Source organism: Pantoea sp. VS1, assembly GCF_002207995.1.
In the GTDB taxonomy this organism is placed as follows: domain Bacteria; phylum Pseudomonadota; class Gammaproteobacteria; order Enterobacterales; family Enterobacteriaceae; genus Pantoea; species Pantoea dispersa.
Genome location: NZ_NHZE01000038.1, coordinates 26,649 through 52,634 on the forward strand (window position 1 = coordinate 26,649; position 25,986 = coordinate 52,634).

Consider the following 25,986-nt stretch of genomic DNA (forward strand, 5'->3'; position numbering starts at 1 on the left):
CGGGGTTTTTTATTACTTCAGCGTATATTCATCGGCGTCGCGCCAGGCCGGGAAGCGCTCGCGATAGTCCTGCAGCGCCTCCAGTGATAACTCGGCGTCGAGGCGCGCGCGGGCGAAGGAGTCAGCGGCCGCGAGGATCTCACCCTGCGGCGAGATGATCCGGCTGTCGCCACTGTATTGATGCTGATTGCCGTCACTGCCGACGCGGTTACACCCGGCTACATAGGCCTGATTCTCAATGGCGCGCGCCAGCAGCAGCGCCTGCCAGTGCAGCGCGCGCGGTGCCGGCCAGTTGGCGACGTACAGCGCCAGATCGTAATCATTCTGGTTGCGCGAAAACACCGGGAAGCGCAGGTCGTAGCAAATCTGCGGCAGAATACGCCAGCCGCGCCAGTGGAACACCTCGCGCGTTTCACCGGGCACATAGTGCTGGTGCTCACTGGCCATGCGGAACAGATGGCGTTTGTCGTACTGGTGCAGCGTGCCGTCGGGCTCCACCAGCAGGAAACGGTTTACCGCGCCCTGGTCGCTCTGAATCGCCGCGCTGCCGCCGACCAGGGCATTCAGGGCTTTGGCATGACCGTGCAGCCACGCTACCACCTGATCCTGCGGCAGCGAACTGGCCGCCGCCTCCATGGCGAAGCCGGTGGTAAACATCTCCGGCAGCAGGATGACATCGCGGCCCGTCATGCCCTGCAGCACCTCATCAAAATGACGCAGGTTGGCCGCGCCATCCATCCAGCTCAGGGTTTCCTGTAATACGGTAAGTTTTAAAGCTGACATAAACGCTCCGCAGCGGCGTCAAGCGTCGCTTCCTGTTTAGCAAAGCACAGGCGAATGAGCTTGTGCGGGAAAGGGTCCGCGCAGAACACTGACAGCGGAATCGCCGCCACGCCCACTTCGCGGGTTAACCACTGGCAGAAACTGACATCATCCAAATCGGAAATGGCGCTGTAATCCACCAGCAGGAAATAGGTGCCGGCACAGGGCAGCACCTTAAACCGGCTGGCGGCCAGCGCCTGCGTCAGGCGGTCACGCCGGGCGCGATAGAATGCCGGCAGCGCATCAATATGGTCCGGCTGCTGGCGCAGCATATCGGCAATCGCCAGCTGCGCCGGGGTATTCACTGAAAAAGTGAGATACTGATGCACTTTGCGAATTTCGGCGCTGATCGCCGCCGGAGCGATGCAGTAACCCACTTTCCAGCCGGTCATATGAAAGGTTTTGCCGAAGGATGAGACTGCGATGGCGCGCTGACGCAGGTCGGCATGTGCCAGCACGCTGGCATGGCCCTGCTCATCAAAACAGATGTGCTCATAGACTTCATCGCTGAGCACATAAATTTCCTGTCCGGCGATCGCCTGCCACAGCGCGGCGTAGTCGCTGGCGTGCCATACGGTGGCGGACGGATTATGCGGTGTGTTGACGATCACCAGCCGGGTGCGCGCGCTGAGCAGGCTGCTGAAGGCCTGCCAGTCGACCTGAAAAGCGGGCGGCTGCAGCGCGATGCGTTTCAGCACGCCGCCGGCCAGCTGAACCGCCGGCGCATAGCTGTCGTAGCTGGGATCGAAGCAGATTACCTCGTCGCCCGGCCGCACCAGCGCGGTGATCGCGGCATACAGCGCTTCGGTCGCGCCCGCCGTCACGGTGATGTCGCTGTTGATATCCGGCCGGTGACCGTACATATCTGCGGTTTTATCGGCGATCGCCTCGCGCAGCGGCAGGGTGCCAATCATCGGCGCGTACTGGTTAGCGCCTTCGCTGACGTGATGTGCCAGGCGCTGCTGCAAATAGCGCGGGCCGTCAAAATCGGGAAAACCCTGTGACAGATTGATGGCGTTGTGCTGGGCGGCGAGGGCGCTCATTTGGGTAAAAATGGTGGTGCCGAGCGCCGGTAGTTTGCTCTCGGGGATCAGGTTGGGCTGCGTCATTATCGGGTGCCTTAAGCGCGAATGTCGTTGCGGAGTAACCTTGTGCTGCAGCCACTATAAACAGGATGTTAACACTTGGCAATCGAGACGCTTAGACGTCTAAACGTGGGTGGCACAGATGCTGAGTGCGCTTATCCGCTGCCGCAGGCCATAAAAAAAGCCTCCGGCTGGAGGCTTTTTACGGTTACGCCGCTTCGCTGGGGCGGGCGCTCGGTTTGGGTTTGCTGTCCGGTTTGGCCACCGCCAGCGCCTCGGGCGCAAAATCATCCACGTTGATGGCCTTCAGACGGCTGGCTTCGGCCCGCGTCAGCACCTTCGCTTCACTCTCGTCAATCCAGCCTTCTTTCAGCGCGCGCTGGGCCAGCGCATCCAGCCGGGTGAAGGAGAAGTGTTTTTTCTGCTGCTGACACAGACGATCGTGAATCACTTCCGCCGCCATCACATCCTGCAGCGCCTGTTCCAGCTGACCGGCCGGGTTGTGCTCACTCGGCGTCAGATACTGGCCGCGGCCCAGACGGGTGCGGGTTGCGGACGGCAGCTGCAGCATTTTGGCCAGCTTATGATCCAGTTTATCGGACGGTGCCGGGCAGTGTTTGCCGCCGGCGAAAATCACCAGCCGCAGCGCGCCCGCAACCAGGCGATTCGGGAAGTTGCGCAGCAGATCGTCCATCGCCACTTCCGCCTGATGCAGCGCATCCTGCACGCCCCAGTGCACCAGCGGCAGATCCGCCTCGTTGCGGCCTTCATCGTCATAGCGTTTCAGCGTGGCGGATGCCAGATACATCTGGCTCAGCACATCGCCGAGGCGTGCCGAAATACGTTCGCGACGTTTCAGGCTACCGCCCAGCACCGCCATCGACACATCCGACAGCAGCGCAAGGTTGGCGCTCAGGCGGTTCAGCTGCTGATAGTAGCGGCGGGTCGCGTCACGGGTTGGCGTAGCGCTGGTGCGGCCGCCGGTCAGGCCAAGCCACAGGCTGCGCACTTTATTGCTGCCGACGTGGCCGATATGGCTGAACAGCGCGCGGTCAAAGGCGACGAGATCGTTCTTCGCGGCGGCGTTCATCTCTTCCAGCACCCACGGATGGCAGCGGATTGCGCCCTGGCCAAAGATAATCATGCTGCGCGTCAGGATGTTCGCGCCCTCAACGGTGATGGCGATCGGGGCGCCCTGATAGGCACGCGCCAGGAAGTTGTTCTCGCCAAGCATGATGCCTTTACCGCCGGCGATATCCATTGCATCAATGATGGCGCGCTGGCCGCGATGGGTGCAGTGGTATTTAACAATCGCTGACAGCACCGCCGGTTTTTCGCCCAGCATAATGCCGCTGGTGATCAGCGTCGCCGCCGCGTCCATCACGTAAGCGTTACCGGCGATGCGCGCCAGCGGCTCCTCAATCCCTTCCATTTTACCGATAGAGACTTTGAACTGGCGGCGAATGTGCGCGTAGGCACCGGTCGCCAGCGCCAGGCTTTTCAGGCTGCCGGTGGCGTTAGACGGCAGGGTAATGCCGCGTCCTACCGACAGGCACTCAACCAGCATGCGCCAGCCCTGACCGGCCATCGCCGGACCGCCGATGATGTAATCGATCGGCACAAAGATATCTTTGCCGCGCGTCGGCCCGTTCTGGAACGGCACGTTCAGCGGGAAGTGACGTCTGCCAATCTCAACGCCTGGCGTGTGGGTCGGGATCAGCGCACAGGTAATGCCCAGCTCTTCGGTTTCGCCCAGCAGATGATCGGGGTCGGAGAGCTTGAAAGCGAGGCCGAGCACGGTAGCAATCGGCGCCAGGGTAATGTAGCGCTTGTTCCAGGTCAGGCGCATGCCCAGCACCTGCTGACCCTGCCAGTCGCCCATGCACACCACGCCAGTATCTGGAATGGCGCCGGCGTCGGAGCCCGCTTCCGGGCTGGTCAGCGCAAAGCAGGGGATTTCATCACCGCGCGCGAGGCGTGGCAGGTAGTGATCTTTCTGCTCATCGGTACCGTAATGCTGCAGCAGTTCACCCGGACCCAGCGAGTTCGGCACGCCGACGGTGATCGCCAGGATCCCGGACACGCCTGCCAGTTTTTGCAGCACACGCGCCTGCGCGTAAGCGGAAAACTCCAGACCGCCGTACTCTTTTTTGATGATCATGGCAAAGAAGCGGTGCTGCTTGAGGTAAGCCCACAGCTCCGGCGGCAGATCGGCCATTTCATGGGTGATTTCGAAGTCGTTAGCCATGCGGCAGGCTTCTTCTACCGGGCCATCCAGAAACGCCTGTTCCTCTGCGGTCAGGCGCGGCTGCGGATAGTTGTGCAGTTTCTGCCAGTCCGGTTTGCCGCGAAACAGATCGCCTTCCCACCAGGTGGTACCGGCGTCGATCGCCTCTTTTTCGGTGCGCGACATCGGCGGCATCACCTTCTGGAAGCTGTGCAGTGCCGGCTTAGAGAACATGCTGCGGCGCATCGCCGGCAGGTTGAAAGGCAGCAGAATGATGGCCAGCGGCAGCAGCAGCCACGGCGTCCACAGGCCGGTGGCGGCCAGTGCCGCGGTCCACAGCAGCACAATCGCACTGCTGAGCCGCAGTGAAACCTGATGGTAGAAGAGGGCGCTAATTAACACCAGCGTCGCGATGATCGAGGCAAGCAACATAATGAACCGCTCCGTAAGTTGTAAGAGGTCTGACCTGTTAGTGATAAGGTTTAGAGCAGTGCACGAAATTTATCAATCTGTTTACATCGCAATTAGAACCGAACTCACAAAATCGTGCCGGCAATTGGACGCCAGCGCGGCGTCGCGCTTTTCCCTGCTGCGGGCGCTTTGCGGCTCTGGCCCATTCCGTTAAACTTGCTGGGTCAATTTTCCTCTAAAGGACATCCCTATGTATCAGGACATTATTCGCTCAGAACTCAATGAAGCCGCCGATACGCTCAATAAGTTCCTGAGTGATGAAGCCAACATTCACGCCATTCAGCGCGCAGCCGTGCTGCTGGCCGACAGCTTCAAAGCCGGTGGCAAAGTGCTCTCCTGCGGCAACGGCGGCTCGCACTGCGATGCCATGCATTTCGCTGAGGAGCTGACCGGGCGCTACCGCGAAAATCGTCCTGGCTATCCGGCCATCGCCATTTCGGATGTCAGCCATCTCTCCTGCGTCAGCAACGATTTTGGCTACGACTATGTGTTCTCCCGCTACATCGAGGCGGTCGGGCGTGAGGGCGATGTGCTGCTGGGGCTGTCCACCTCGGGTAACTCGGCCAACATCATCAAAGCCGTAGAAGCCGCGCGCGCCAAAGGCATGAAAGTGATTACCCTGACCGGCAAAGACGGTGGCAAAATGGCCGGTACGGCCGATATCGAAATTCGCGTGCCGCACTTTGGTTATGCCGATCGCATTCAGGAGATTCACATCAAAGTGATCCACATCCTGATGCTGTTAATCGAAAAAGAGATGGTTAAGTGATGACGTGCTCCTCCCGCGCCTGCGGGAGGTTCTGATAAGGCGGTTGCTATGTGCGAATTGCTCGGGATGAGCGCCAATGTCCCCACGGATATCTGTTTCAGTTTTACCGGTCTGGTGCAGCGTGGCGGTGCAACCGGGCCGCACAAAGATGGTTGGGGCATCACCTTTTACGAAGATAAAGGCTGCCGCACCTTTAAAGATCCGCTGCCGAGCTACAACTCGCCGATTGCCCGCCTGGTGCAGGAGTATCCAATCAAGTCGCACTCGGTGGTGGCGCATATTCGTCAGGCCAATCGCGGCCAGGTGTCACTGGAAAATACCCATCCGTTTACCCGCGAACTGTGGGGCCGCAACTGGACTTACGCGCACAACGGCCAGCTAAAGGGCTATCGCCAGCTGGAGACCGGGCATTTCCGTCCGGTAGGCGAAACCGACAGCGAAAAGGCGTTTTGCTGGATTCTGCATAAGCTGGCTGAGCGCTATCCGCGCACGCCGGGCAACTGGCCGGCGGTGTTTCGCTATGTGGCGGAACTGGCGACGGAGCTGCGCCAGAAGGGCGTATTCAATATGCTGCTGTCTGACGGACGCTATTTAATGGCCTTCTGCTCAACCAATCTGTACTGGATTACGCGCCGCGCGCCGTTTGGCAAAGCGAAGCTGCTCGATCAGGATGTGGAGATTGATTTTCTGCAGCAGACCACGCCGAAAGACGTGGTGACGGTGATTGCGACGCAGCCGCTGACCGGTAATGAAACCTGGCACCGCATCGTGCCAGGTGAGTGGGCATTATTTTACCTGGGTGAGCGCCAGGAATGATTTCGACGCCGCTTCCGGCGTGGTCATGACCGGCGTGTTGTTCACCGCATACTGACCGGTTGCCGTCACGTTGACCGTTGGCGGCACGTGGTATTTGGCGAAGTAAGCATAGCCCGGCTGCAGTTCACGCCAGAAGCTGATGTAAGTCGAGTAACGATGACGCTGCATGTTGCTGTCGGTCATGCGGAACGGGAAGATGTTGACCTGCACATCCTGCTGACCGTTACGCAGCGCGGCGTTCACGTAAGTGAAGATCTCATCCATCGACGCGTTGGTCATGGCATAGCAGCCCACGGACACGCAATCGCCGTGAATCATCAGATAGTTACCGTTATAGTCTTTGGCGCGATCGTACTGATTCGGGAATCCGGTATTGATGGCGCGATAAAAACGGCTGTCCGGCTTGAGCTGATTCATCTTCACGTTATAAAAGCCTTCCGGACTTTTAAAATCGCCCTGACGACGTTTCGGCCCGAGGCCGCCGGAGAAGTTACAGATGCGATAGCTGTCCAGCAGACGATATTCATTACCGATTTTGCCGTACAGTTCCAGCGTACGCTCTTCCTTGAAGATCTGAATAAATACCGGTGTACCCAGTAATTGTTTCTTTAACTCTTTGCTCACCGGAGCCAGCGGCTGCATTGGCTCAGGCGTCATTGCCCAGCTCAGGAGCGGCATAAGAATCATCGCAAACAATAATGCGATTCTGCCCATTCTGTGTGTACCTTGAAGTGAAGAGGAACGCTGACGCAGTGCGTCACTGTATTGCATTATCGGAAATATCCGCTACCGCAGCGCAACATTATCATTGTCTGGCGTTTAATCAAGCCGGAGTCCGAGAAAATGGTGCAATCCTAAAGGGAATACGACCACAAATTTGTAAACTTTAATCGCACGCGCCACAAATATTGCCGTTGTTTTTCTCTGCTGTATACTTATCCAGTATCCGGAGGGGCGTATGCGCAAATTCATTCATGTCGATATGGACTGCTTTTTCGCGGCAGTGGAAATGCGCGACGATCCTTCATTACGTGATATCCCGATTGCCATCGGCGGCAGCCGCGTGCAGCGCGGCGTAATCAGCACCGCCAACTATCCGGCGCGGAAATACGGCGTGCGCAGCGCGATGCCAACCGCCACGGCGCTGCGCCTCTGTCCCCACCTGAAACTGCTGCCCGGCCGCTTCGATGCCTATAAAGAAGCCTCGCAGCAGATTCGCGCCATCTTTACCCGCTATACGCCACTGATTGAGCCATTGTCGCTGGATGAAGCCTACCTGGACGTCACCGACAGTGAACACTGCCAGGGATCGGCCACGCTGATGGCGCAGGCGATTCGCGCCGATATTCTGCGTGAAACCGGCCTGACCGCGTCTGCCGGCATTGCGCCGATCAAGTTCCTCGCCAAAATCGCCTCAGACATGAACAAGCCCGACGGCCAGTATGTGATCACGCCGCAGGCGATGCCGGACTTTCTGCTGACGCTGCCGCTGAGCAAGATTCCCGGCGTTGGCAAAGTGGCCACCAAAAAGCTCGAAGAGATGGGGCTGCGCACCTGTGCTGACGTACAGCAGGCCGATCTGGCGCAGCTGCTGAAGCGCTTTGGAAAATTTGGCCGCGTGCTGTGGGAGCGCAGCAACGGCATCGACGATCGCGACGTGGTGGTGGAGCGCGAACGCAAATCGCTGGGCGTCGAGCGTACGCTGGGCGAGGACATCCATCACTGGGAGCAGTGTCTGGAGATTATTGATTTTCTTTACGCCGAGCTCGATCGCCGTCTCAGCGCGATCCGCCCGGATAAGCAGATTGCACGTCAGGGCGTAAAGCTGAAATTCAACGATTTTCAGCTCACCACCCAGGAACATGTCTGGCCGGTGCTGAATAAAGACGACATGATCGCCGTGGCGCGTCAGGCCTGGGATGAACGCCGCGCCGGACGCGGTGTGCGGCTGGTGGGGCTCCACGTCACGCTGGTAAATCCGCAGCTGGAGCGCCAGCTGGTGCTGGGACTGTAACGCCGCGCCCGCTTCAACTCTCTTCGGGACGTTTCGTACATCGTTCCACTAATGAATCGCCAACAATGCACGCTTTTACACTCCTCACTCAAGGTGCAACATGGCAAATTATTACTCAATCCGCCCGACCATTACGTCAATCTATGATGATGTTGGCGAGACCGGCGTCGTTTCACGCGGCGGGTTCACTGACGATGCGCGTCCACGCATTACCGGTAAAGCGAATCCGGGGGCGATGATTTACCTCTATGACAACAATCGGGTTATTTACCAGTTTCAGGCCGGGCGCGACGGAACCTTTGACGTGACCTTCGGGTATGACTTACCGCCGGGAGCACACAGTTTCCGGTTATCCAGCCAGGGCCAGTACAGCGAGCCTTACGCGATCAATATCTCTTCAGTCAACGTCGAGCCGCCGAAAATTCTCTCACTGTACGATAACGTGGGTGAAACCGGTGATGTGCTGCACGGTGACAAGACCGACGATCGCCGCCCGCTGATCAAAGGCAGCGGCACGCCGGGGGCCACCGTAACGCTATTGGATAACGGCACGGTAATCGGCCAGACCCGCGTTGATGCCAAAGGCAACTGGAGCCTGCAGCCGTCGCGCGATTTGGCGTTAGGTGAACATCACCTGACGGTGCAGAGCCAGGGCATGAGCAGCAGCGGCTTCAAGGTCGAGGTGGTGCCGGTGAAAACCATCAAACCGGAAATTCTGGAAATCTTTGACCGCGTGGATGAAACCGGCCTGCTGAAGCCTGGTGATGATACCGACGACCGTCGTCCGCTGCTGAAAGGCGTGGGCACGCCGGGTGCGGTGGTGTGGCTGATGGACAATGGCCGCGGCATTACTTATACCGTGGTGGATAAGCAGGGCAACTGGACGCTGCAGCCGACTAACGATTTGGCGCTGGGTAAACACCACCTCGCGGTTTACATCAATGGCGTGGTCAGTGAACCGGTTGAACTCAACGTGGTGATCCGTGAAGGGTCTGAGCCGGTGATCGTGGCTATTCATGACAATGTGAATGAAGTGGGGGTGGTTGAGCCAGGTAAAGACAGCGACGATCGCCGTCCGATTGTCAGCGGCACCGCGCTGCCGCACACCACCATCTGGCTGCTGGATTCCGGCGGTATCCTCGGCAGCGCGCGTTCGGATGCGCAAGGTAACTGGAGCATCAAGCCGGATATCGAACTGCGTTATGGTCTGAATAAGCTCTGGGTCAGCAACGGCGACTCGGTCAGCGACATCTATCCGATTAACATTGTGCCCATGCAGGGTCAGGCACCGGAGATCCACGCGGTGTATGACGATGCGGGCTACCATGCTGGTAATGTTGCCAACGGCAGCAAAACCGACGATGCACGGCCAACCCTGAGCGGCAAAGGCATTCCGGGCGAAACCGTCACGCTGCTGGCCAATGGGATTCAGGTGGCGAACACCCTTGTTGATGCGCACGGTAACTGGACGATGGAGCCGTACCGCGATCTGGATCCGGGCAGCTACAGTCTGGTGGTCGACAGCAACGGTAAGAAGAGCGCGCCGTGGAAGATTGACGTGGTGGCGGAAAACCGCATTCTGAATCTGTACGATGATGTCGGGATGGAAGGAACCATCGGCAATAATGGCGTCACCGATGATACGCGTCCCAAAGCAAGCGGCATGGGTCAGCCGGGCAGCCTGGTTAAACTGATTGTAGGCGGTACGGTATTAGGCAGTGCCATCGTCAATGAGGATGGACTGTGGCAGATTGAGCCGGTGCGCGACTTACCGGTGGGTTCACATAAACTGATGGTGGTGAGCGACGGTTTTTACAGCCAGCCTTTCTATGTTGAGATCGTGGCCGCAATGGAAGACGCGCCGGAGATCCTGTGGCTGGACGATAACGTGCGCAACGTTGACTACATCTCTGAAAACGGCAACTTCTACGATCGTCGTCCGGTCATTACCGGCCAGGGGCGCGCTGGCGCGCTGGTGGAAATTTTCGATAACGGCGTGTCGATCGGTAGCGTGAAGATCCAGCCGGATGGCATGTGGCAATTCCAGCCGCACAGCGATCTCGCGGTGGGTGAGCATGAGCTGGTGGCGAAAGTTGCGGGTACAGCCGGCAACACCATGCCGATCACTGTCGTTGAGCTGAAAATTACTCAGGTGCTGGATGATGTCAACGAGCCGGCGCTGCTGCAGCCAGGCGATATCACCGATGACAGCAAGCCGCAGTTTAAAGGCACTGGCCTGCCGGGCGAATTCATTTATCTGCTGGATAACGGCGAGAAAGTCGGTTCCGCTAAGGTAAACAGTAAAGGCGAGTGGACGCTGGAACCCAAATGGCACCTTGAGCCGGGTGAACATAACTTTGAAATTCAGGGGCGTCATCTGAAGACCGAAGCGTTCAGCCTGGTGGTTGAGGAGCCGGTTGAAGAGGACTTCACGATGCTGGCGCTGGATGAAAGCTCGCTGACGCTGACGTCGCTGCTAAGCGATGCCGCGCCGCAGCTGTTCAGCGAGTCGCCGCAGTCGGCCTCTCCCGCCACGCTCAGTCTGGACAACCTCGATGTGCGCGTCGAGAGCGGCGTTCAGCTGGCACGCAGTGAGACGCTGCCGTTGCTGGAGATGTTGCCGCTGGAAGAGAGCTACAGCGCGGTCGCCTGACGCGGCACCGTTACCGTAAATAAAAAATCCTGCCCGGGGGCAGGATTTTTTTTATCGCAACGGCGTTACGCTTTTTCCGGCACCACGTTCAGCAGCGCGGTCAGCAGTTTCCAGTACAGACCGACGCTGTCGATGTGCACCTGCTCGTCCGGCGAGTGTGGACCGGTGATGGTTGGCCCAATCGACACCATATCCATGTCCGGATACGGTTTTTTGAACAGACCGCACTCCAGACCGGCGTGAATCACCTGAATGTTTGGCGTCTTGCCAAACAGCGCTTCATAGGTCTTACGCGTCAGCGCCATGATGGGCGAGTCGGCATCCGGCTGCCAGCCCGGGTAACCGCCTTTCGGCGCGGTTTTCGCCCCGGCCAGCGCACCCAGCGAAGTCAGGGTTTCGACCACCCAATCTTTACCGGTGTCGATCAGCGAGCGAATCAGGCAGATGATCTCGGCGCTGTCCTGCTCCATGGTGACCACGCCGACGTTAAGCGAGGTTTCCACCACGCCTTTCGCCACGTCCGAGTTGCGAATCACACCGTTTGGCGTGCTGTTCAGCAGGTTGATGAAGCGATCGCGGCTGTCTGCGGTCAGCGCCTGGCCCTGATGCGCCAGCGGCTCGCTCAGCACGGCGACGTTCTTCTCTTTACTGCCCAGCTCATTCTGCAGCGTGGCCTGGAAATGGGCGGCAGCAGACTTCAGCGCATCCACTTTATGGCTGTCGATGGCTAACGTAGCGAACGCTTCGCGCGGAATCGCATTGCGCAGCGTACCGCCGGTGAACTCAATCAGACGGATATCCAGCTCAGCCGCGTGCACGGCAAGGAAGCGCGCCAGCAGCTTGTTGGCGTTGCCGAGACCAAGATGAATGTCCGCGCCGGAGTGGCCGCCTTTCAAACCTTTCAGCGTCAGCTTCAGGGTTTCGAAACCGGCAGGCACGGCCTCGCGGCTCAGCGGCAGGGTAGTGATAAAGTCGATACCCCCGGCGCAGCCCATATAGATCTCACCTTCCTCTTCCGAGTCGGTGTTGATCAGGATGTCCGCCTGCAGCCAGTTTGGTTGCAGACCAAAGGCGCCGTCCATGCCCGACTCTTCGGTCATGGTCAGCAGCACTTCCAGCGGACCGTGGGTCAGGCTGTTGTCCGCCAGCACCGCCAGCGCAGAGGCCATACCGATACCGTTATCCGCACCCAGCGTGGTGCCGCGCGCTTTCACCCACTCGCCATCAACGTACGGCTGAATCGGGTCTTTGGTGAAGTCGTGTACCGTGTCATTGTTCTTCTGCGGCACCATATCGAGGTGCGCCTGCAGCGCCACCGGAGTACGGTTTTCCATGCCTGCGGTAGCAGGTTTACGAATCAGGATATTGCCGACCTGATCGCGTTCAACCCAGAAACCTTGCTCTTTAGCCCAGCCAACAACGTATTCGGCCAGCGCTTCTTCATGGTAAGAAGGGTGCGGAATCGAGCAGATTTTTGCGAAGATATCCCACAGCGGCTGCGGGGAAAGTTGAGACAATTCAGACACAACGCGTCTCCTGTGTCAGCGCGGCGGACATACCGCTCGCACGCGGGTTTCCAGTGAAAGATCGCCGTCAGCACATCTGACGTGATGGGCCAGAGAATATCACTGTTTCCTGCCGGGTGCGCCATCGGGCGCGCTAAAAACCTGCAACCGATGTGACGGGTGCTGGTTTTTAACGCGTCAGATCCTTATAATCTCGCGCAACCTTTTCCCCCTTGCATATTTTTAAGCCAATCTCATTGGCCGGGATTCCTTTTATGAGCGAAAAATACGTCGTTACCTGGGACATGCTGCAGATTCATGCCCGTAAACTGGCCCAGCGCCTGCTTCCTGTGGAACAGTGGAAAGGCATCATCGCGGTCAGCCGCGGTGGTCTGGTTCCGGCATCGCTGCTGGCGCGTGAACTGGGGATTCGCTACGTCGATACCGTGTGCATCTCCAGCTACGATCACGATCACCAGCGTGAAATGAAAGTGCTGAAGCGCGCAGAAGGCGACGGTGAAGGTTTTGTGGTCATCGACGATCTGGTGGATACCGGCGGTACCGCGCAGGCGATTCGTGATATGTATCCAAAAGCGCGTTTCTGCACCATTTTCGCCAAGCCGGCTGGCCGCGCGCTGGTGGACGACTACATTGTCGATATTCCGCAGAACACCTGGATCGAGCAGCCGTGGGACATGGGCGTGGTGTACATTCCGCCGATTGTAAAAAGCTGATTGATGCAACGCAAACAACGCCCGGTTATGCCGGGCGTGGTGCTTTCTGCGCCTCGCGCCCGTGCGGCGGGTGCAGTACACTCTTAGCCATCTATGCGACTGCCGCAGGAGAAGCTTAAGATGGCCGAGAAAAATCTCAGCGAAGAACTGTTCAAACCCCGCTTCAAACACCCGGAAACCTCCTCGCTGGTGCATCGCCAGCACCACCCGACGGCGCAGGTGCACAATGCCCTGGAAGGCGATACCCAGCGCGGCTGGTATCGCATGCTGAACAAGCTGCTGTGGACATGGCGCGGCCTGGCGCCGCAGGAGATCAGCGAAGTGCTGGCGCGCATTGCCGTCAGTGAGTTTGAACACACCGACGAAACGCTGCTGGACACGGTGATTGGCTATCGCGGCGGCAACTGGAACTATGAGTGGTCGAAGCAGGCGGCGCTGTGGCAGCAGCGCGCGATGCAGAACGCCGATCACGATGAGGCCGGCCAGCAGTGGCTGCATGCCGCCAGTCTCTACAGCCTGGCCGCGTATCCGTACATTAAAGGTGATGAGCTGGCGGATCAGGCGCAGGTGCTGGCGAATCGCGCTTATGAAGAAGCCACCCAGCGCCTGCCCGGCGAGCTGAAATCCCTGACCTTTCCCATCAGCGGCGGCAGTCCGGTCACCGGCTTCCTGCATATGCCGGCGCAGGCCAGCGCGCCGTATCCCACCGTGCTGCTGTGCGGCGGTCTCGACTCGCTGCAGAGCGACCATTACCGGCTGTTTCACGATTATCTGGCACCGCGCGGCATCGCCATGCTGACGCTGGATATGCCGTCGGTGGGTTTCAGCAGCAAATGGACGCTCAATCAGGACACCAGCCAGCTGCATCAGCAGGTGCTGCGCGAGCTGAGCAACGTGCCGTGGATTGACCACACGCGCGTGGCGCTGTTCGGTTACCGCTTTGGTGCCAACGTGGCGACGCGGCTGGCTTACCTTGAGGTGCCGCGTCTGCGCGCGGTGGCATCGCTCGGGCCGATGGTGCATCACGTGTTTGTCGATGCGCAGCGCCAGCAGCAACTGCCTGATATGTATATGGACATGCTGGCCAGCCGGCTGGGTATGTCGTCGACCTCCGACAGCAATCTGCGCATTGAGCTCAACCGCTATTCGCTCAAAGTACAGGGCCTGCTGGGCCGCCGGACGCCGGTACCGATGCTGGCCGCTTACTGGCCCAACGATCTGTTCAGCCCGGAAGAGGAGGCGCAGCTGATCGTCAACTCCTCGGCGCAGGGCAAGGCGCTGGCGATTCCCGCTACGCCAGTGTTTGCCAGCTTTGACAGGGCGCTCAATCAAATTTGCGACTGGCTGGCAAAACAGTTGCAGCGCTAACTGGCGAAATACGCAGACTCTGCTACAACTTATCTTCGGGAAAATACGTGCGGTGGCGTTTTGCCGCCGCGCTGCGTTTTATACGGTTTATTTGAGGGAGAGAGTTAGCATGACGTTACCGAGTGGTCACCCCCGTAGTCGCCTGCTTAAGCGCTTCACCGAATTGGGGCCGTACATCCGTGAAGGACAGTGTGAAGAGACGCGTTTCTTCTTTGATTGCCTGGCAGCGTGCGTCAACGTCAAACCGGCGCCGGAAAGCCGCGAGTTCTGGGGCTGGTGGATGACGCTGAACGCCTATGAAGATCACTTCACCTACGAATACCACTTCGGCCTGTTTGATAAAGACGGCGACTGGAGCGTGGCCGCCATCAAGGGCAAAGAGAACAATGAGAAAGTGGAGAGCACGCTGCGTAATTTCCACGAGCGCCTGAAAGCCACGCTGCATGAGTTTAAGCTTGATCTCAGGCCCGCGGCAGGGTTCAAAGAAGAGCCGGTTAAACTCAGCGCCTGAACCTGAGTCAGACCAGAATAAGAAAGAGCCGGTGATGAGCCGGCTCTTTTTTTACAGACACAGACAGGGTAATGCTGACGCTTAGAACTGGTAGGTCAGACCGACCGCTACCACGTCATCGCTGTTGATGCCCAGCGGGTTGTTGTCATCCAGCTGGTTGATTTTGTAGTCAACCATGGCCGACATGTTTTTGTTGAAGTAGTACGTCATCGCCACGTCGACATATTTCACGATGTCCGCATCGCCAATGCCTTCAATGTCTTTGCCTTTGCTCTGCACGTAGCCCAGCGATGGACGCAGACCGAAGTCGAACTGATACTGCGCAACCACTTCAAAGTTCTGCGTTTTATTCGCCACGCCGCCCGTGATTGGCGTCATGTTACGGGTTTCAGAGTAGGTCGATGCCAGGTAGATGCTGTTCGCGTCATATTTGATGCCCGCGCCCCAGGCTTCCGCTTTGTCACCACGGCCCAGACGGGTCGCCACGTCCTGCGAGTTGGTACGGTCAGCAGAGGAGATCGCACTCATCAGGCTGACACCGCTATCGCCGAGGGTGTAACCCAGTGACGCACCGTAACCGTCGCCGTTCTGCTTAGGAATCTCTGAACGGCCGTTGGCGCTGGTGGAATCGTTCTTGCCCTGATACTGCACCGCGAAACGCAGGCCATCAACCAGACCGAAGAAATTGCTGTTGCGGTAAGTGGCGACGCCAGAAGTACGGCCCAGCATGTAGGTGTCGGTGTAGGCGCTGTCGCCACCGAATTCTGGCAGCACGTCGGTCCATGCCAGCACATCGTAAACCACGCCGTAGTTACGACCGTAATCAACAGAGCCGTAGTTACCAAACTTCAGACCGGCAAAGCCCAGACGGGTTTTGTTACCGATGTTAGCGTCGGTGTTGGTTTCCGCGCGGTTACCCTGGAACTGATATTCCCACTGACCGTAACCGGTCATCAGGTCGTTAATCTGCGTCTGCCCTTTGAAGCCCAGACGGATGTAAGTTTTGTCGCCGTCAGCGGCTGCGTTGTCGCTGAAGTAGTGCATGCCTTTCACACGACCGTACAGATCCAGTTTGTTACCGTCTTTGTTATAAACTTCTGCGGCTTGTGCGGTCGAGGCCAGAGCCAGCGCGGAAACGATGAGTGCCAGTGTGCTTTTCTTCATTTTGCTATCAATCCCAATGAGTAAGATTTGTTGTACCCGTGAAAAGGTTTGTAAAACACGGGACGTTTTACCGACTGGCAATGAAGGTTTTATGACATTTTTTCTGATTTCTTGTTAATCGCGAACTTTTGGTCTACCCGCTTGTCAGGCGTTTTTTGTGCTTTTCCCCTTGCCGCTGTTGGCTTCCTTGCTGACTCCTGATAAAACGTCCCTTCGCAGATTTTTTTCTTACATGGCAGGAAAAACATGAGTGGCAGTCAGACCCTGGTGGTCAAATTGGGTACCAGCGTCCTCACCGGCGGATCGCGCCGGCTGAACCGGGCGCATATGGTGGAGCTGGTTCGGCAGTGTGCACAACTGCACGCCGCCGGTCATCGCATTATCATCGTCACCTCAGGCGCGATTGCCGCCGGTCGCGAACACCTTGGTTACCCGGAACTGCCACCGACCATCGCCTCAAAGCAGCTGCTGGCTGCGGTGGGGCAGAGCCGTTTAATCCAGCTGTGGGAGCAGCTGTTCTCCATCTACGGTATCCATATCGGGCAGATGCTGCTGACGCGCGCCGACATGGAAGACCGTGAACGCTTCCTCTACGCGCGCGATATGCTGCGCGCGCTGCTCGACAACCATATCGTGCCGGTCATTAACGAGAACGACGCGGTGGCAACTGCGGAAATTAAGGTTGGCGATAATGACAACCTGTCCGCGCTGGCGGCGATGCTCGGCGGTGCCGATAAACTGCTGCTGCTGACCGATCAGCCTGGCCTGTTTACCGCCGATCCGCGCACCAATCCCGAGGCAGAACTGATCAGCGATGTGCATCAGATTGATGATGCGCTGCGCACACTGGCTGGCGGCAGCGTCTCCGGTCTCGGCACCGGCGGCATGGCCACCAAACTGCAGGCGGCGGATGTTGCCTGCCGCGCCGGTATTGACGTCATCATTGCGGCCGGCAGCCGCGCGGATGTGATTGGGGATGTGCTGCACGGCAAACCGGTGGGGACGCGCTTCCACGCGCAGCAGTCACCGCTGGAAAACCGCAAGCGCTGGATCTTCGGCGCGCCACCGGCGGGCGAGATCACCATAGACGACGGCGCGCTGGCGGCGGTGCTGGAGCGCGGCAGTTCACTGCTGCCGAAAGGCGTCCGTGACGTGCAGGGCAATTTCTCGCGCGGCGAAGTGATCCGCATCCGTAACCTGCAGGGGCGCGATATCGCCCACGGCGTCACGCGCTATAACAGCGATGCGATGCGCATGATCGCCGGTCATCACAGTCAGGAGATTGGTGAGATTCTCGGTTACGAATATGGCCCGGTTGCGGTGCACCGCGACGATATGATCGTCAGTTAAGGAGCGGATGATGTTAGAACAGATGGGGAAAGCGGCGCGTGAGGCGTCGTACAAACTGGCGGAGCTCTCCACCGAACAAAAAAATCAGGTACTGCTGACCATCGCCGATCGGCTGGAAGCGGAAAGCGCCGACATTCTGGCGGCTAACCAGCAGGATCTGGCCGATGCGCGCACTAACGGCATGAGCGCGGCGCTGCTCGATCGTCTGACGCTCAATCCGCAGCGCCTGAAAGGCATCGCGGATGACGTGCGCCAGGTGTGCCGTCTGGCCGATCCGGTTGGCCAGCTGATCGACGGCGGGCTGCTCGACAGCGGCCTGCGCATTGAACGACGTCGCGTGCCGCTCGGCGTGATCGGGGTGATCTACGAAGCGCGCCCAAACGTCACGGTTGATGTGGCGTCACTGTGTCTGAAAACCGGCAACGCGGCGATTCTGCGCGGCGGCAAAGAGACCTGGCGCACCAACGCCGCCACGGTGCGGGTGATCCAGAACGCGCTCATCAAGCATGGTTTACCGGCAGCAGCGGTGCAGGCGATTGAGAATCCGGATCGCGAACTGGTGAATCAGCTGCTGAAGCTCGATCGCTACGTTGACATGTTGATCCCGCGTGGCGGTGCCGGGCTGCACAAGCTGTGTCGCGAAAATTCCACCATTCCGGTGATCACCGGCGGTATCGGCGTGTGCCATCTCTATCTTGACGAAACCATGGAGACGGACGCCGCGCTGGAGGTGATTGTTAACGCCAAGAAGCAACGTCCCAGCGCCTGTAACTCGCTGGAAACCCTGCTGATTCATCGCGATCAGGCTGAGCGCTTCATTCCGGCGTTTCTGCAGCGTATGGCGCAGGAGAACATTGCGCTGCACGCCGACCAAAACGCGCTGGCGCTGCTGCAGCAGGGCCCGGCCAGCGTGGTGGCGGTGCAGATGCACCAATACGACGATGAGTGGCTGTCGAACGATCTGAACGTCAAGCTGGTGGCGGACCTCGATGAAGCGGTCGCGCACATCCGCGCGCACGGCACCCAGCACTCCGACGGTATTCTGACGCGCAGTATTGGCAACGCCAATCGCTTCGTGAATCAGGTCGACTCATCGGCGGTGTACGTCAACGCCAGCACCCGCTTTACCGACGGCGGCCAGTTCGGTCTCGGCGCTGAAGTGGCGGTCAGTACCCAGAAACTGCATGCGCGCGGTCCGATGGGGCTGGAAGCGCTCACCACCTACAAATGGATTGGCTGGGGCGACGATACCCTGCGCCGTTAGTTTTCTCTCCGGCATCATAATGGGCACCTGACGCGGTGCCCTTTTTGATCGCTTTCGATCCAGTTATTTCCAGAGCTTTTCGTTTTATTCCTGTCATCTGTGGCGCGCCTGCGGCTTTTCGCCCATTTTTTGCTGTGGGTGCTGGTCTCAGCGTTACAGAACAATCCTGAAAACCCCTGTCAGAACAAGCTGTCAGAGATTCATTACTGGTTTCCACCAGGGCGAAGAGGATAATGATCGTCCAGCTTTATTGATAAAAGCGGTTGGGTAGTAAACTAGCGGTAATATAAAATGAACTGGTAGCAAAAATGAAAATAACATTCAGTCTTTTACTGATGGCAGACTATTAACTGATGGTTAAAAAAGAGAGTACGAGACAAGCTTTTACTGCCAGGCTGATTGCCGCATGCGAGAGCGCGGGAATTGTCGGACATGGACGGAACAAACAGGTCGCTCAGGCACTGCAACAACGGGGATGCAGGATCTCAACTCCAGGGGTCTGGAAATGGTTTAACGCGCAATCCATTCCGGATGACAGTAATCTGCTGGCGCTCAGCCAGCTGTTAGGCGTGCGCGTGGAGTGGCTGCAGTTCGGCATGGAAAAACCGGATGTGGCGCTTGCCCGTCAGCGCCTGATCGATCCGCAGCACATGTTCCGCGTCGAAAGCCTGGACATCGGGCAACGCAGCGCACAGGGTATTGTCGCGCGCGACGAACTGGTCGAGACCATTCAGGCGATTGAATACGGTCTGGATGAGGCGCGCGTGCTGTTTAACGGCCGCCCGGCCGAAAATATCCGGCTGATTGCCCTGAACAGTGACTCCATGGCCGGTACCTTCGCACCGCGCGATCAGCTGTTCGTTGATATCAGCGTGCACCGCTTCGACGGCGACGGTATCTATCTGTTCAATCTCGACAACCAGCTCTACCTCAAGCGGCTGCAGTTACAGCACAAGAAGGTGGCGGTGATCTCCGATAACAAACGCTACGAGACCTGGTATCTGACGCTGGACGAAGCGGCGTCGCTGCAGGTGATTGCCCGCGTCATCATGAGCCAGGCGCGTGACTATCAGATTCTGGGCTGAGCAGCAGTGCGCTAACCGGCAAAAAAATAATCCGGCTGAAATCAAAAATTTAACTGTCGGTAAATAAAAAATTAACTGTCAGTGTTTGCCAATGCATTAGAACCTGTTAATAATTTGACCATAGATGGACGACATCTCTGCTCCCGGACGAGCCCGCTCTTAAACAATTGAGGCGCTGCACAAGCGCGAGACAACCCACCCAAAGTCAGTGAATTTTGGGATGGGGTGGATACGCACTTAGCAGCGTCGTCAGTTGTCCTCTGCTTTCACTCTCCTCTGCTTATACCTGGCCGTTTTTTACGGCCGGGCAAGCCAGTTGCGGGTGATTGCAGAGGGGCCACGGACGTCCCGGTCTGTGCCGAATCGCCGTGCTCACCACCCCATCGCCAAAGACTCATTCACAGGAGGAGTTATGGCGATTATTCAATATGGCAAATCAGTCTTTAGCGGAAACGCGCGCACCCGTCGCCACCGGCGGCGTCAGCCGCTCAGCCGCCTGAAGCGCAGCATCGACAGTGCCCTGGGCCTGGAGTGTGATGAGATCACCCTGCGCACCGCCGAGCGCATCTGCCAGCGGGAAATCCGCTCCCGGGTAGACCGCGCAGTACTGGCGCCCACCCGGCCCTGCAACGACAACCCCAGCTTTGATAACTGCTGTTTGCCCCACGTTCATCTGTACGCCGTGCGTTAATTCTCTGCTGTTTTCCCAGTTCTGAACGGAACGTTTCACCTTCCCTCACTGTTTAGTTGCGCTTGAGCGTTGCGCTTAACGGCTGCCTGTCGCCCGGCGCAACCGATCAGCGAGGTTTATGTATTGTGGTTATTTGCGCAGCTTTTCATGCCGTTGCGCCCGTCAAAGAGGAACCGTTATGAGCCAAATCATTGCCATTTTGAATTTCGAAGAGGGATACCGCGAAGCGCCTTACCTCGACACGCAGGGGTTTCCCACCGTTGCGGGCGGTATTCGCATCGGGCCGAAAGGCGCGTCGCTCAGCCACTATATCTTCCGCGTACCGCGCCGCGTTGGCGACGTGTGGAAGCAGTGCATCGTTGAAGGCAAGGTGCAGGAGATGCAGCAGCGCGCACTGGTGCAGCAGGCACTGAGTCAATGCAATGAAGCGCGCAGCGATGTGCTGATCAGCATGGCCTACCAGATGGGCGTCGACGGTCTGGCGCTGTTTCGCGGCATGCTCACCGCGGTGACGCAACGTGATTTCGACGCGGCGGCGAACGCCATGCTCGACAGCCTGTGGGCGCGGCAAACCGCGGGGCGCGCCCGGCGTCATGCCGAAGTGATGCGCACGGGCACCTACGACATTTACAGGGGGCTGTTATGAACATGCGCTGGCTGTTGTTCGTTATCGCCGTGCTGGCGGCCATCATCCTGCTGCTGTTGCTCCAGCGCTTCACCACGCTGGAGTTTGTTAAACACGCGCGCCTGCTGTTTAAAACCTGGTCGGTGTGGCTGGCGTCGCTGGGTTCAATGCTCAGCGCCTGGGTGCAGTCGTTTCCCTCGTCAGCGCTGGATGCGTGGAACGCGCTGCCGGCGGATATCAAAGAGATCCTGCCGCACAACTATCTCGGCCTGATCGGCGCCTTTATGGTGGCGATGGGCGTACTGGCGCAGTTCGTGCGTCAGAAGAACCTGGTGGAGCAGAGAAAAACGCTGGAGGACAAACCATGAGCTTTCTTCTTTCTCAGCTTGCCGGCAGCTGGCACTGGCTGGCAGCAATTGGCGGCGTGATTGCCGCGCTGATTGCCAGCTACGCCGGCGGCAAAAAAATCGGCAAGGTGCAGCAGCAGGCGAAAGCTGATGTTGCGCAGGCCGAAAAGACCGCCGCGCAGGCGGTTGAAGTTAATCAGCAGCAGCAACAGCTGCGTGAGGAGGCCAGACGTGTGGAAACCCGCAACGGTAATCTTGATGACGCTGCTGCTCGCGACAAGCTGCAGCAGTCGAAATACCACCAACCCTGAGGCGCCCGTCGTTATCGACTCCGCCTGTTCGTTATTTTCCCCAATTTACACCCACGGCAATGACGCCGAACGCATGGACATTCGCACCGTGCGCGCCATCAACAACCACAACGATCTCTGGGACCAGCACTGCCGCCCGGCGGCGCACTGACGCTGTTCTCTCGCTTTGTATTGCAAACCTGAAATGCCGAGGAGGCTAAGATGATCGAAGTTAACTCTTTTGCTGAACTGCGTACCACTGTGCCGGCCAAAAACGGCGATCTGGCGTTCCTGCGCCGCTATAATCCTGACTCCACCTTCCGTGGCGGCGGTGATTTCACCGGCTTTATCGGCACCACCACGGCCGCCGATGACGGCGGTACGCTGGCGGTCGGTAATGGCTTTTACTGGAAACGCGTGATCAACGATCCGGCCGACGTCAACGTCTACCACTTCGGCGCGAAAGGGGACGGTTACGCTAACGATACCGACGCCTTTAACCGCATGCTGGCGTGGACGCAGGGCTACAGCGGTAACATCCGTGACCTGCCGGTGCGTTTCCCGGGCGGTAAATTCCTGATTAACCCAATCGACATCAGCGCCACCGAGATCGCCTTTTTTGGTCTGCAGGGGGATGACGTGGAGCTGGGTTCGCTGCCGCGCACCACCATCATCTCCGACAAAAGTGCCAACACGGTGTTCAAAGTGAAAGCACGGCGGACCGCGATCAAAGGCATTACCTGGCACGGTCAGGCATCGGCCGACGTCACCACCAACACCGGCACTATCACCGCCGAGATGTGCACCAACGTGCAGCCGTTCTTCGAAAACACCTGCATCGAAGGCACCACGTTAAATATTTACTGTTTCCGTGCGCAAAACAGCGGCGGCACGGTGATTAAAGCGCTGGATACGCTCGACAGTAAATTCGACCAGATCTACTCGCTGTGGACCTATGGCCGGGTGTTTGATATTGGCTGGTCGAACTCGCCAAACGGCAAGTGGGACCACTCAACGGCTATCGAGATCTGCAACTGTAACTTCCAGACCGGCTACGGCGACGCCACGCTGTACATGCCGCGCGTGACGCAGGGCATCATGCGTAACGTGTGGATTGAGCACACGCGTAATCCGGGCGATCTGTCGGACGGTGCCTGGAGCATTGATACGCTGAACATTGAGGATTGCGGCACGCCGTTCAATCTCAATAATGCGCGCGTCATCATGCGCCAGATTGGCCTGCAGTCCGGGGCGAAGATCTCGAACGATATGGCCGGCACGCGCTGGCTGTCGACTTTTGACTACGGCTATCGCCGTGAAGAGCATCACGGCACGCTGATTACCGGCTCATTCCGCGCGGGCTACTACAGCGGCCACAAAGTCACCAACAATACCGACACCGATAACTGGTATCGCCTCGGCCAGCTGTTCTTCCCGACGGCGAATCAGCAGTGGGTGATGGAGCTGATTGGTAAAGCCGACGCCACCCAGCCAACCGGAACGGCCGCTTCGCCGGTCAATCTGGCGGGCACCGGGAAAACGTGGATTAACCTGCAGCGGCTGGAAACGGTATGGGCTGACGCCTGCCATATGGGGCAGCCGGCGGTGCTGGATATTCGCTACAGCCGCGTCGGCACCACGTATGCCGTGGTATGGGTGAAGCTGCGCGCCAACAGCGGCGACACGCTGATTAACCTGAAGACCACCGGTCCGACGCGTTTTGAAGCCGGCTCCTGCTCGCTGTTCCAGCCTGATTTCTCGGTGGTGACGGATACCACCAAAATGGGCACCCTCAAACCGGCGGCGCGCTTTGGCCTGCACAATGGCGTCGCGGGTATTGGGGCTAACGAGAAAGGCGTGCTTACCGTCGCGACGGCAGCAGGTACGCCGACCAATAAAACCACGCCGACGGGCTTTGTGCTGGTCAATATCAACGGTGTCGATCGTAAGCTTCCTTATTACGATTGAGGCCAGCACCTTTTGGCGAGGCTGCGGCCTCGCCTTTTTTTGTACCTGGCGCGAGAGGGCACTGTTTGCGGCGGTTTCTCCGCGTCAAAATCGGAAGGCCAGCGCGGGTGATGCTGAAAAACGCAGCACTTAACCGGCACCATCTTGACTCATCCCCCCGATTTTTCTATGTTTACTCCCCGTAGTTCCCGCCTCAATGCCGGTATAGCTCAGTTGGTAGAGCAGCGCATTCGTAATGCGAAGGTCGCAGGTTCGACTCCTGTTTCCGGCACCACACCCTAGTTTTCTCAAGTCAACTCACATCAATAAAATCCTTTTTAAAACATAAATATGATCCTAATTTTAGTAAATTAACGTCAAAGCCAGGCACCACAGGGGCTGTGGGTGTTACCGGTTAAAAAACAGGGGGGGTAACAAAGGTAACAAAAACCGGGTGTTACCACACGTTACCTCGACAAGAAATGCAGGAGTAACGGTATTTATCGTTATAAATCAATGATGTTACCAGTATTGCCGCTGTTACACGCTCTCAGGTAAACAGACTTATTCTGTCAGGCAATTAATTAAGTAAACTGCATGCGCATAATGAAAATGACCTGCCCTGAATGTCTTGCTGACGCCACGATCCGCAAGACCAACCGTAGGCATCCGCAACTGGCGGACGTTTACTGTAGCTGTACCAACGTTGAATGCGGCCACACATTTGTGATAAGCGCGTCCTTTTCGCATACCATCAGCCCCAGCGCCCTTAAGGGGCAGGGAAGGGTTAAAGAACTGATTGATGCCCTGCCGGAACAAGATAGCGATAAGGCGCTGGAACTTCTGTTAAGGGCGAAAAAAACGGGCTTAACGGCAGCAGACCGGGAGGCGAAACGCATGCCCGGCACTGCTAAAATGTGATGAAAATTTTTCAGTATCCCCCTTTAATAACCATCTGAGTTTAATAATATTATTATTTTCATGTTAGGCGTTACCTCTTACCGAACAGTGACGTAAAATTAAAAATCCCTTCTGAAACAAGCATCTGAAAAAATTAGTGCCAGCCCTGAAAGTGCAGAAATTGAAAAAAAGTGAAATTCGTTTCTATTTTTCCAGTCCGGTTTTCATGCCAAAGAACCTGTACTGGCGCGGGCTGGCTTACCGGTTTGTAGAAAAATAAAACTAAAAAAATTTACTGGTATGAAAGTGGCAGGCGGTTGCGGTGTAGTGCCTTTTTGGTCAGAGGAGTGTTTATTTTTTCAGGCTGCCGCATTGCATGCTTTTAATGTGTTGGTAAATAATCTATGCAGTAAGTAACTATGTTGATGCGTCACTTGAAAAGTGTTGTAGAATAAGACTATCATTTTCATGGTAAAACCATAACGTTTGAGTCGGCGAGGGTTGCATGCTAGTTAGGGAGCATTATCAAGAAACTAAAAAACTTCTTAATGGTATTAAGCCAAAAGTAGTTGGTCAATGGTTACTGAATGATGGCTATTTCCCAGAGGAATACGTTTTACCCCCTAGCTTCAAAGCCAGAAGGAATAAATTAAATCGAGAACCGTATTTTGATAACCTAAACAATCTTAAAGAGAAAGAGATTGTTAATGTGTCATACCCTAAAACATCACTCACTCATCGTATTTTTGGTATACAGCATCCCAAATATTATCATGATATGGTTTATTGGCTTGTCAAAGATTGGCAGTTAGTAGTCAACCACCTTTTTAATGATGAAACTAAAATTTTTACTTACAGTTTGCCTATTCCGGTTACTAAAGCAGAGGATTTGTCTTTTTCACCCATACGTTCTGGGAGGATGATATATGAGTGGATTGAGATGGCTGAAAGGGATCTGATTGTTGATGCTGTAAACTATAGCTACTTAGTTAGAACTGATATTACCAATTTTTATGCCTCAATATATACTCATAGCATTCCTTGGGCATTACATGAGAAAAATAAATCACGTGACGATAAAGAATATACTCTTTTAGGTAATAAACTTGATAGATTGCTACAATACTCAAATGATAAAAAAACTAACGGCATATCAGTTGGATCTTCTTTAAGTGATTTGATTGCGGAAATAGTTCTTTCCAAAGTTGATAGAGATGTATCTTTAAAACTCAAAGGTATTGAATTTGTTGGTGTTAGATTTAAAGATGATTATAGAATCCTTTGTAATAGTGAGTCTGATGCTAAAAAAATATTAAAAAACATTTCTGATGAACTGAACAAGTACAAC

Annotated in this window: 23 protein-coding genes and 1 tRNA gene; 18 read left to right on the plus strand and 6 right to left on the minus strand. The window is 56.9% G+C overall.

Annotated features, from left to right (window positions below; genetic code table 11):
* Window positions 1–12 precede the first annotated feature (12 nt).
* The 3 genes from CBW22_RS14125 to fadE all read right to left on the minus strand — a co-directional run bounded on the left by CBW22_RS14125 (window position 13) and on the right by fadE (window position 4,566).
* Window positions 13–783 (minus strand): amidohydrolase, encoded by a 771-nt coding sequence (locus CBW22_RS14125; protein ID WP_088517007.1) that lies wholly within the window; start codon window positions 781–783, stop codon window positions 13–15.
* The gene (locus CBW22_RS14130; protein WP_088517008.1) at window positions 771–1,931 is read right to left on the minus strand and encodes a pyridoxal phosphate-dependent aminotransferase; all 1,161 of its coding nucleotides are present in this window, start codon (window positions 1,929–1,931) and stop codon (window positions 771–773) included. Before CBW22_RS14130 ends, CBW22_RS14125 begins: the two co-directional genes overlap by 13 nt.
* A 184-nt stretch (window positions 1,932–2,115) precedes the next feature.
* Window positions 2,116–4,566 (minus strand): acyl-CoA dehydrogenase FadE, encoded by a 2,451-nt coding sequence (gene fadE / locus CBW22_RS14135; protein ID WP_058758016.1) that lies wholly within the window; start codon window positions 4,564–4,566, stop codon window positions 2,116–2,118.
* A gap of 229 nt (window positions 4,567–4,795) precedes the next feature.
* Here fadE and lpcA point away from each other — a divergent pair, with 229 nt between their 5' ends.
* Both lpcA and CBW22_RS14145 read left to right on the plus strand, forming a co-directional pair.
* A complete protein-coding gene (lpcA, locus tag CBW22_RS14140) occupies window positions 4,796–5,374 on the plus strand; it encodes a D-sedoheptulose 7-phosphate isomerase (RefSeq protein WP_021507284.1) in 579 nt (192 codons plus the stop codon).
* A 48-nt stretch (window positions 5,375–5,422) separates the two neighbouring features.
* Window positions 5,423–6,190, plus strand: coding sequence for a class II glutamine amidotransferase (locus CBW22_RS14145; protein WP_021507283.1), 768 nt, complete (start codon window positions 5,423–5,425; stop codon window positions 6,188–6,190).
* Here the strand turns inward: CBW22_RS14145 and dpaA are convergent.
* Entirely contained in the window at window positions 6,161–6,904 is a 744-nt protein-coding gene (gene dpaA, locus CBW22_RS14150; protein ID WP_088517009.1) for a peptidoglycan meso-diaminopimelic acid protein amidase, read from the minus strand. The genes CBW22_RS14145 and dpaA overlap by 30 nt on opposite strands.
* A 244-nt stretch (window positions 6,905–7,148) precedes the next feature.
* On the opposite strand from dpaA, the gene dinB reads away from it, so the two are divergent.
* Window positions 7,149–8,204 carry a DNA polymerase IV gene (gene dinB, locus CBW22_RS14155; RefSeq protein ID WP_088517010.1) on the plus strand — a complete coding sequence of 352 codons (1,056 nt, stop codon included), beginning with the start codon at window positions 7,149–7,151 and terminating at the stop codon, window positions 8,202–8,204.
* Window positions 8,205–8,304: 100 nt separating this feature from the next.
* Window positions 8,305–10,857, plus strand: coding sequence for an Ig-like domain-containing protein (locus CBW22_RS14160; RefSeq protein WP_088517011.1), 2,553 nt, complete (start codon window positions 8,305–8,307; stop codon window positions 10,855–10,857).
* A gap of 65 nt (window positions 10,858–10,922) precedes the next feature.
* On the opposite strand, the gene pepD is transcribed toward CBW22_RS14160, so the two are convergent.
* On the minus strand, window positions 10,923–12,383 hold the full coding sequence (gene pepD, locus CBW22_RS14165; RefSeq protein ID WP_021507280.1) for a beta-Ala-His dipeptidase: 1,461 nt from the start codon (window positions 12,381–12,383) through the stop codon (window positions 10,923–10,925).
* Window positions 12,384–12,637: 254 nt separating this feature from the next.
* On the opposite strand from pepD, the gene gpt reads away from it, so the two are divergent.
* The 3 genes from gpt (at window position 12,638) to crl (ending at window position 14,975) form a co-directional block, all read left to right on the plus strand.
* Window positions 12,638–13,096 (plus strand): xanthine phosphoribosyltransferase, encoded by a 459-nt coding sequence (gpt, locus tag CBW22_RS14170; RefSeq protein WP_021507279.1) that lies wholly within the window; start codon window positions 12,638–12,640, stop codon window positions 13,094–13,096.
* A gap of 120 nt (window positions 13,097–13,216) precedes the next feature.
* A complete protein-coding gene (gene frsA, locus CBW22_RS14175; RefSeq protein WP_088517012.1) occupies window positions 13,217–14,464 on the plus strand; it encodes an esterase FrsA in 1,248 nt (415 codons plus the stop codon).
* Between the two features lie 109 nt (window positions 14,465–14,573).
* Entirely contained in the window at window positions 14,574–14,975 is a 402-nt protein-coding gene (gene crl / locus CBW22_RS14180; protein ID WP_021313042.1) for a sigma factor-binding protein Crl, read from the plus strand.
* Window positions 14,976–15,056: 81 nt separating this feature from the next.
* Here crl and ompC read toward each other — a convergent pair whose 3' ends face one another.
* Window positions 15,057–16,139 carry a porin OmpC gene (ompC, locus tag CBW22_RS14185; RefSeq protein WP_021507277.1) on the minus strand — a complete coding sequence of 361 codons (1,083 nt, stop codon included), beginning with the start codon at window positions 16,137–16,139 and terminating at the stop codon, window positions 15,057–15,059.
* 246 nt (window positions 16,140–16,385) lie between these two features.
* Here ompC and proB point away from each other — a divergent pair, with 246 nt between their 5' ends.
* The 11 genes from proB to CBW22_RS14240 form a co-directional block, all read left to right on the plus strand.
* Window positions 16,386–17,489: a glutamate 5-kinase gene (gene proB / locus CBW22_RS14190; protein WP_088517013.1), complete on the plus strand. Its 1,104-nt coding sequence runs from the start codon at window positions 16,386–16,388 to the stop codon at window positions 17,487–17,489.
* 10 nt (window positions 17,490–17,499) lie between these two features.
* The gene (gene proA, locus CBW22_RS14195; RefSeq protein ID WP_088517014.1) at window positions 17,500–18,753 is read left to right on the plus strand and encodes a glutamate-5-semialdehyde dehydrogenase; all 1,254 of its coding nucleotides are present in this window, start codon (window positions 17,500–17,502) and stop codon (window positions 18,751–18,753) included.
* Between the two features lie 353 nt (window positions 18,754–19,106).
* Window positions 19,107–19,838 (plus strand): S24 family peptidase, encoded by a 732-nt coding sequence (locus tag CBW22_RS14200; protein WP_031279669.1) that lies wholly within the window; start codon window positions 19,107–19,109, stop codon window positions 19,836–19,838.
* A 412-nt stretch (window positions 19,839–20,250) separates the two neighbouring features.
* On the plus strand, window positions 20,251–20,529 hold the full coding sequence (locus tag CBW22_RS14205; protein WP_021507273.1) for a transcriptional antitermination N peptide: 279 nt from the start codon (window positions 20,251–20,253) through the stop codon (window positions 20,527–20,529).
* Between the two features lie 178 nt (window positions 20,530–20,707).
* Window positions 20,708–21,175, plus strand: coding sequence for a glycoside hydrolase family protein (locus CBW22_RS14210; protein WP_021507272.1), 468 nt, complete (start codon window positions 20,708–20,710; stop codon window positions 21,173–21,175).
* A gap of 2 nt (window positions 21,176–21,177) precedes the next feature.
* Window positions 21,178–21,522, plus strand: a complete 345-nt coding sequence (locus CBW22_RS14215; RefSeq protein ID WP_031279668.1) for a DUF7940 domain-containing protein — start codon at window positions 21,178–21,180, stop codon at window positions 21,520–21,522.
* Entirely contained in the window at window positions 21,519–21,812 is a 294-nt protein-coding gene (locus CBW22_RS14220; RefSeq protein ID WP_058769339.1) for a hypothetical protein, read from the plus strand. Before CBW22_RS14215 ends, CBW22_RS14220 begins: the two co-directional genes overlap by 4 nt.
* 201 nt (window positions 21,813–22,013) lie before the next feature.
* Entirely contained in the window at window positions 22,014–23,759 is a 1,746-nt protein-coding gene (locus CBW22_RS14225; RefSeq protein WP_058758009.1) for an amylovoran biosynthesis protein AmsF, read from the plus strand.
* Between the two features lie 198 nt (window positions 23,760–23,957).
* A tRNA-Thr gene (locus CBW22_RS14230) sits at window positions 23,958–24,033 on the plus strand.
* A 302-nt stretch (window positions 24,034–24,335) separates the two neighbouring features.
* A complete protein-coding gene (locus CBW22_RS14235; RefSeq protein ID WP_088517015.1) occupies window positions 24,336–24,659 on the plus strand; it encodes an ogr/Delta-like zinc finger family protein in 324 nt (107 codons plus the stop codon).
* A 484-nt stretch (window positions 24,660–25,143) separates the two neighbouring features.
* Window positions 25,144–25,986, plus strand: an 843-nt coding sequence (locus tag CBW22_RS14240; protein ID WP_141097324.1) for an RNA-directed DNA polymerase, incomplete at its 3' end; no start/stop codon positions are given.

Coding starts and splice junctions, on each gene's coding strand:
- CBW22_RS14125 (WP_088517007.1), bottom strand. CDS start 783: ATGTCAGCTTTAAAACTTACCGTATTACAGGAAACCCTGAGCTGGATG.
- CBW22_RS14130 (WP_088517008.1), bottom strand. CDS start 1,931: ATGACGCAGCCCAACCTGATCCCCGAGAGCAAACTACCGGCGCTCGGC.
- fadE (WP_058758016.1), bottom strand. CDS start 4,566: ATGTTGCTTGCCTCGATCATCGCGACGCTGGTGTTAATTAGCGCCCTC.
- lpcA (WP_021507284.1), top strand. CDS start 4,796: ATGTATCAGGACATTATTCGCTCAGAACTCAATGAAGCCGCCGATACG.
- CBW22_RS14145 (WP_021507283.1), top strand. CDS start 5,423: ATGTGCGAATTGCTCGGGATGAGCGCCAATGTCCCCACGGATATCTGT.
- dpaA (WP_088517009.1), bottom strand. CDS start 6,904: ATGGGCAGAATCGCATTATTGTTTGCGATGATTCTTATGCCGCTCCTG.
- dinB (WP_088517010.1), top strand. CDS start 7,149: ATGCGCAAATTCATTCATGTCGATATGGACTGCTTTTTCGCGGCAGTG.
- CBW22_RS14160 (WP_088517011.1), top strand. CDS start 8,305: ATGGCAAATTATTACTCAATCCGCCCGACCATTACGTCAATCTATGAT.
- gpt (WP_021507279.1), top strand. CDS start 12,638: ATGAGCGAAAAATACGTCGTTACCTGGGACATGCTGCAGATTCATGCC.
- frsA (WP_088517012.1), top strand. CDS start 13,217: ATGGCCGAGAAAAATCTCAGCGAAGAACTGTTCAAACCCCGCTTCAAA.
- crl (WP_021313042.1), top strand. CDS start 14,574: ATGACGTTACCGAGTGGTCACCCCCGTAGTCGCCTGCTTAAGCGCTTC.
- ompC (WP_021507277.1), bottom strand. CDS start 16,139: ATGAAGAAAAGCACACTGGCACTCATCGTTTCCGCGCTGGCTCTGGCC.
- proB (WP_088517013.1), top strand. CDS start 16,386: ATGAGTGGCAGTCAGACCCTGGTGGTCAAATTGGGTACCAGCGTCCTC.
- proA (WP_088517014.1), top strand. CDS start 17,500: ATGTTAGAACAGATGGGGAAAGCGGCGCGTGAGGCGTCGTACAAACTG.
- CBW22_RS14200 (WP_031279669.1), top strand. CDS start 19,107: ATGGTTAAAAAAGAGAGTACGAGACAAGCTTTTACTGCCAGGCTGATT.
- CBW22_RS14205 (WP_021507273.1), top strand. CDS start 20,251: ATGGCGATTATTCAATATGGCAAATCAGTCTTTAGCGGAAACGCGCGC.
- CBW22_RS14210 (WP_021507272.1), top strand. CDS start 20,708: ATGAGCCAAATCATTGCCATTTTGAATTTCGAAGAGGGATACCGCGAA.
- CBW22_RS14215 (WP_031279668.1), top strand. CDS start 21,178: ATGCGCTGGCTGTTGTTCGTTATCGCCGTGCTGGCGGCCATCATCCTG.
- CBW22_RS14220 (WP_058769339.1), top strand. CDS start 21,519: ATGAGCTTTCTTCTTTCTCAGCTTGCCGGCAGCTGGCACTGGCTGGCA.
- CBW22_RS14225 (WP_058758009.1), top strand. CDS start 22,014: ATGATCGAAGTTAACTCTTTTGCTGAACTGCGTACCACTGTGCCGGCC.
- CBW22_RS14235 (WP_088517015.1), top strand. CDS start 24,336: ATGCGCATAATGAAAATGACCTGCCCTGAATGTCTTGCTGACGCCACG.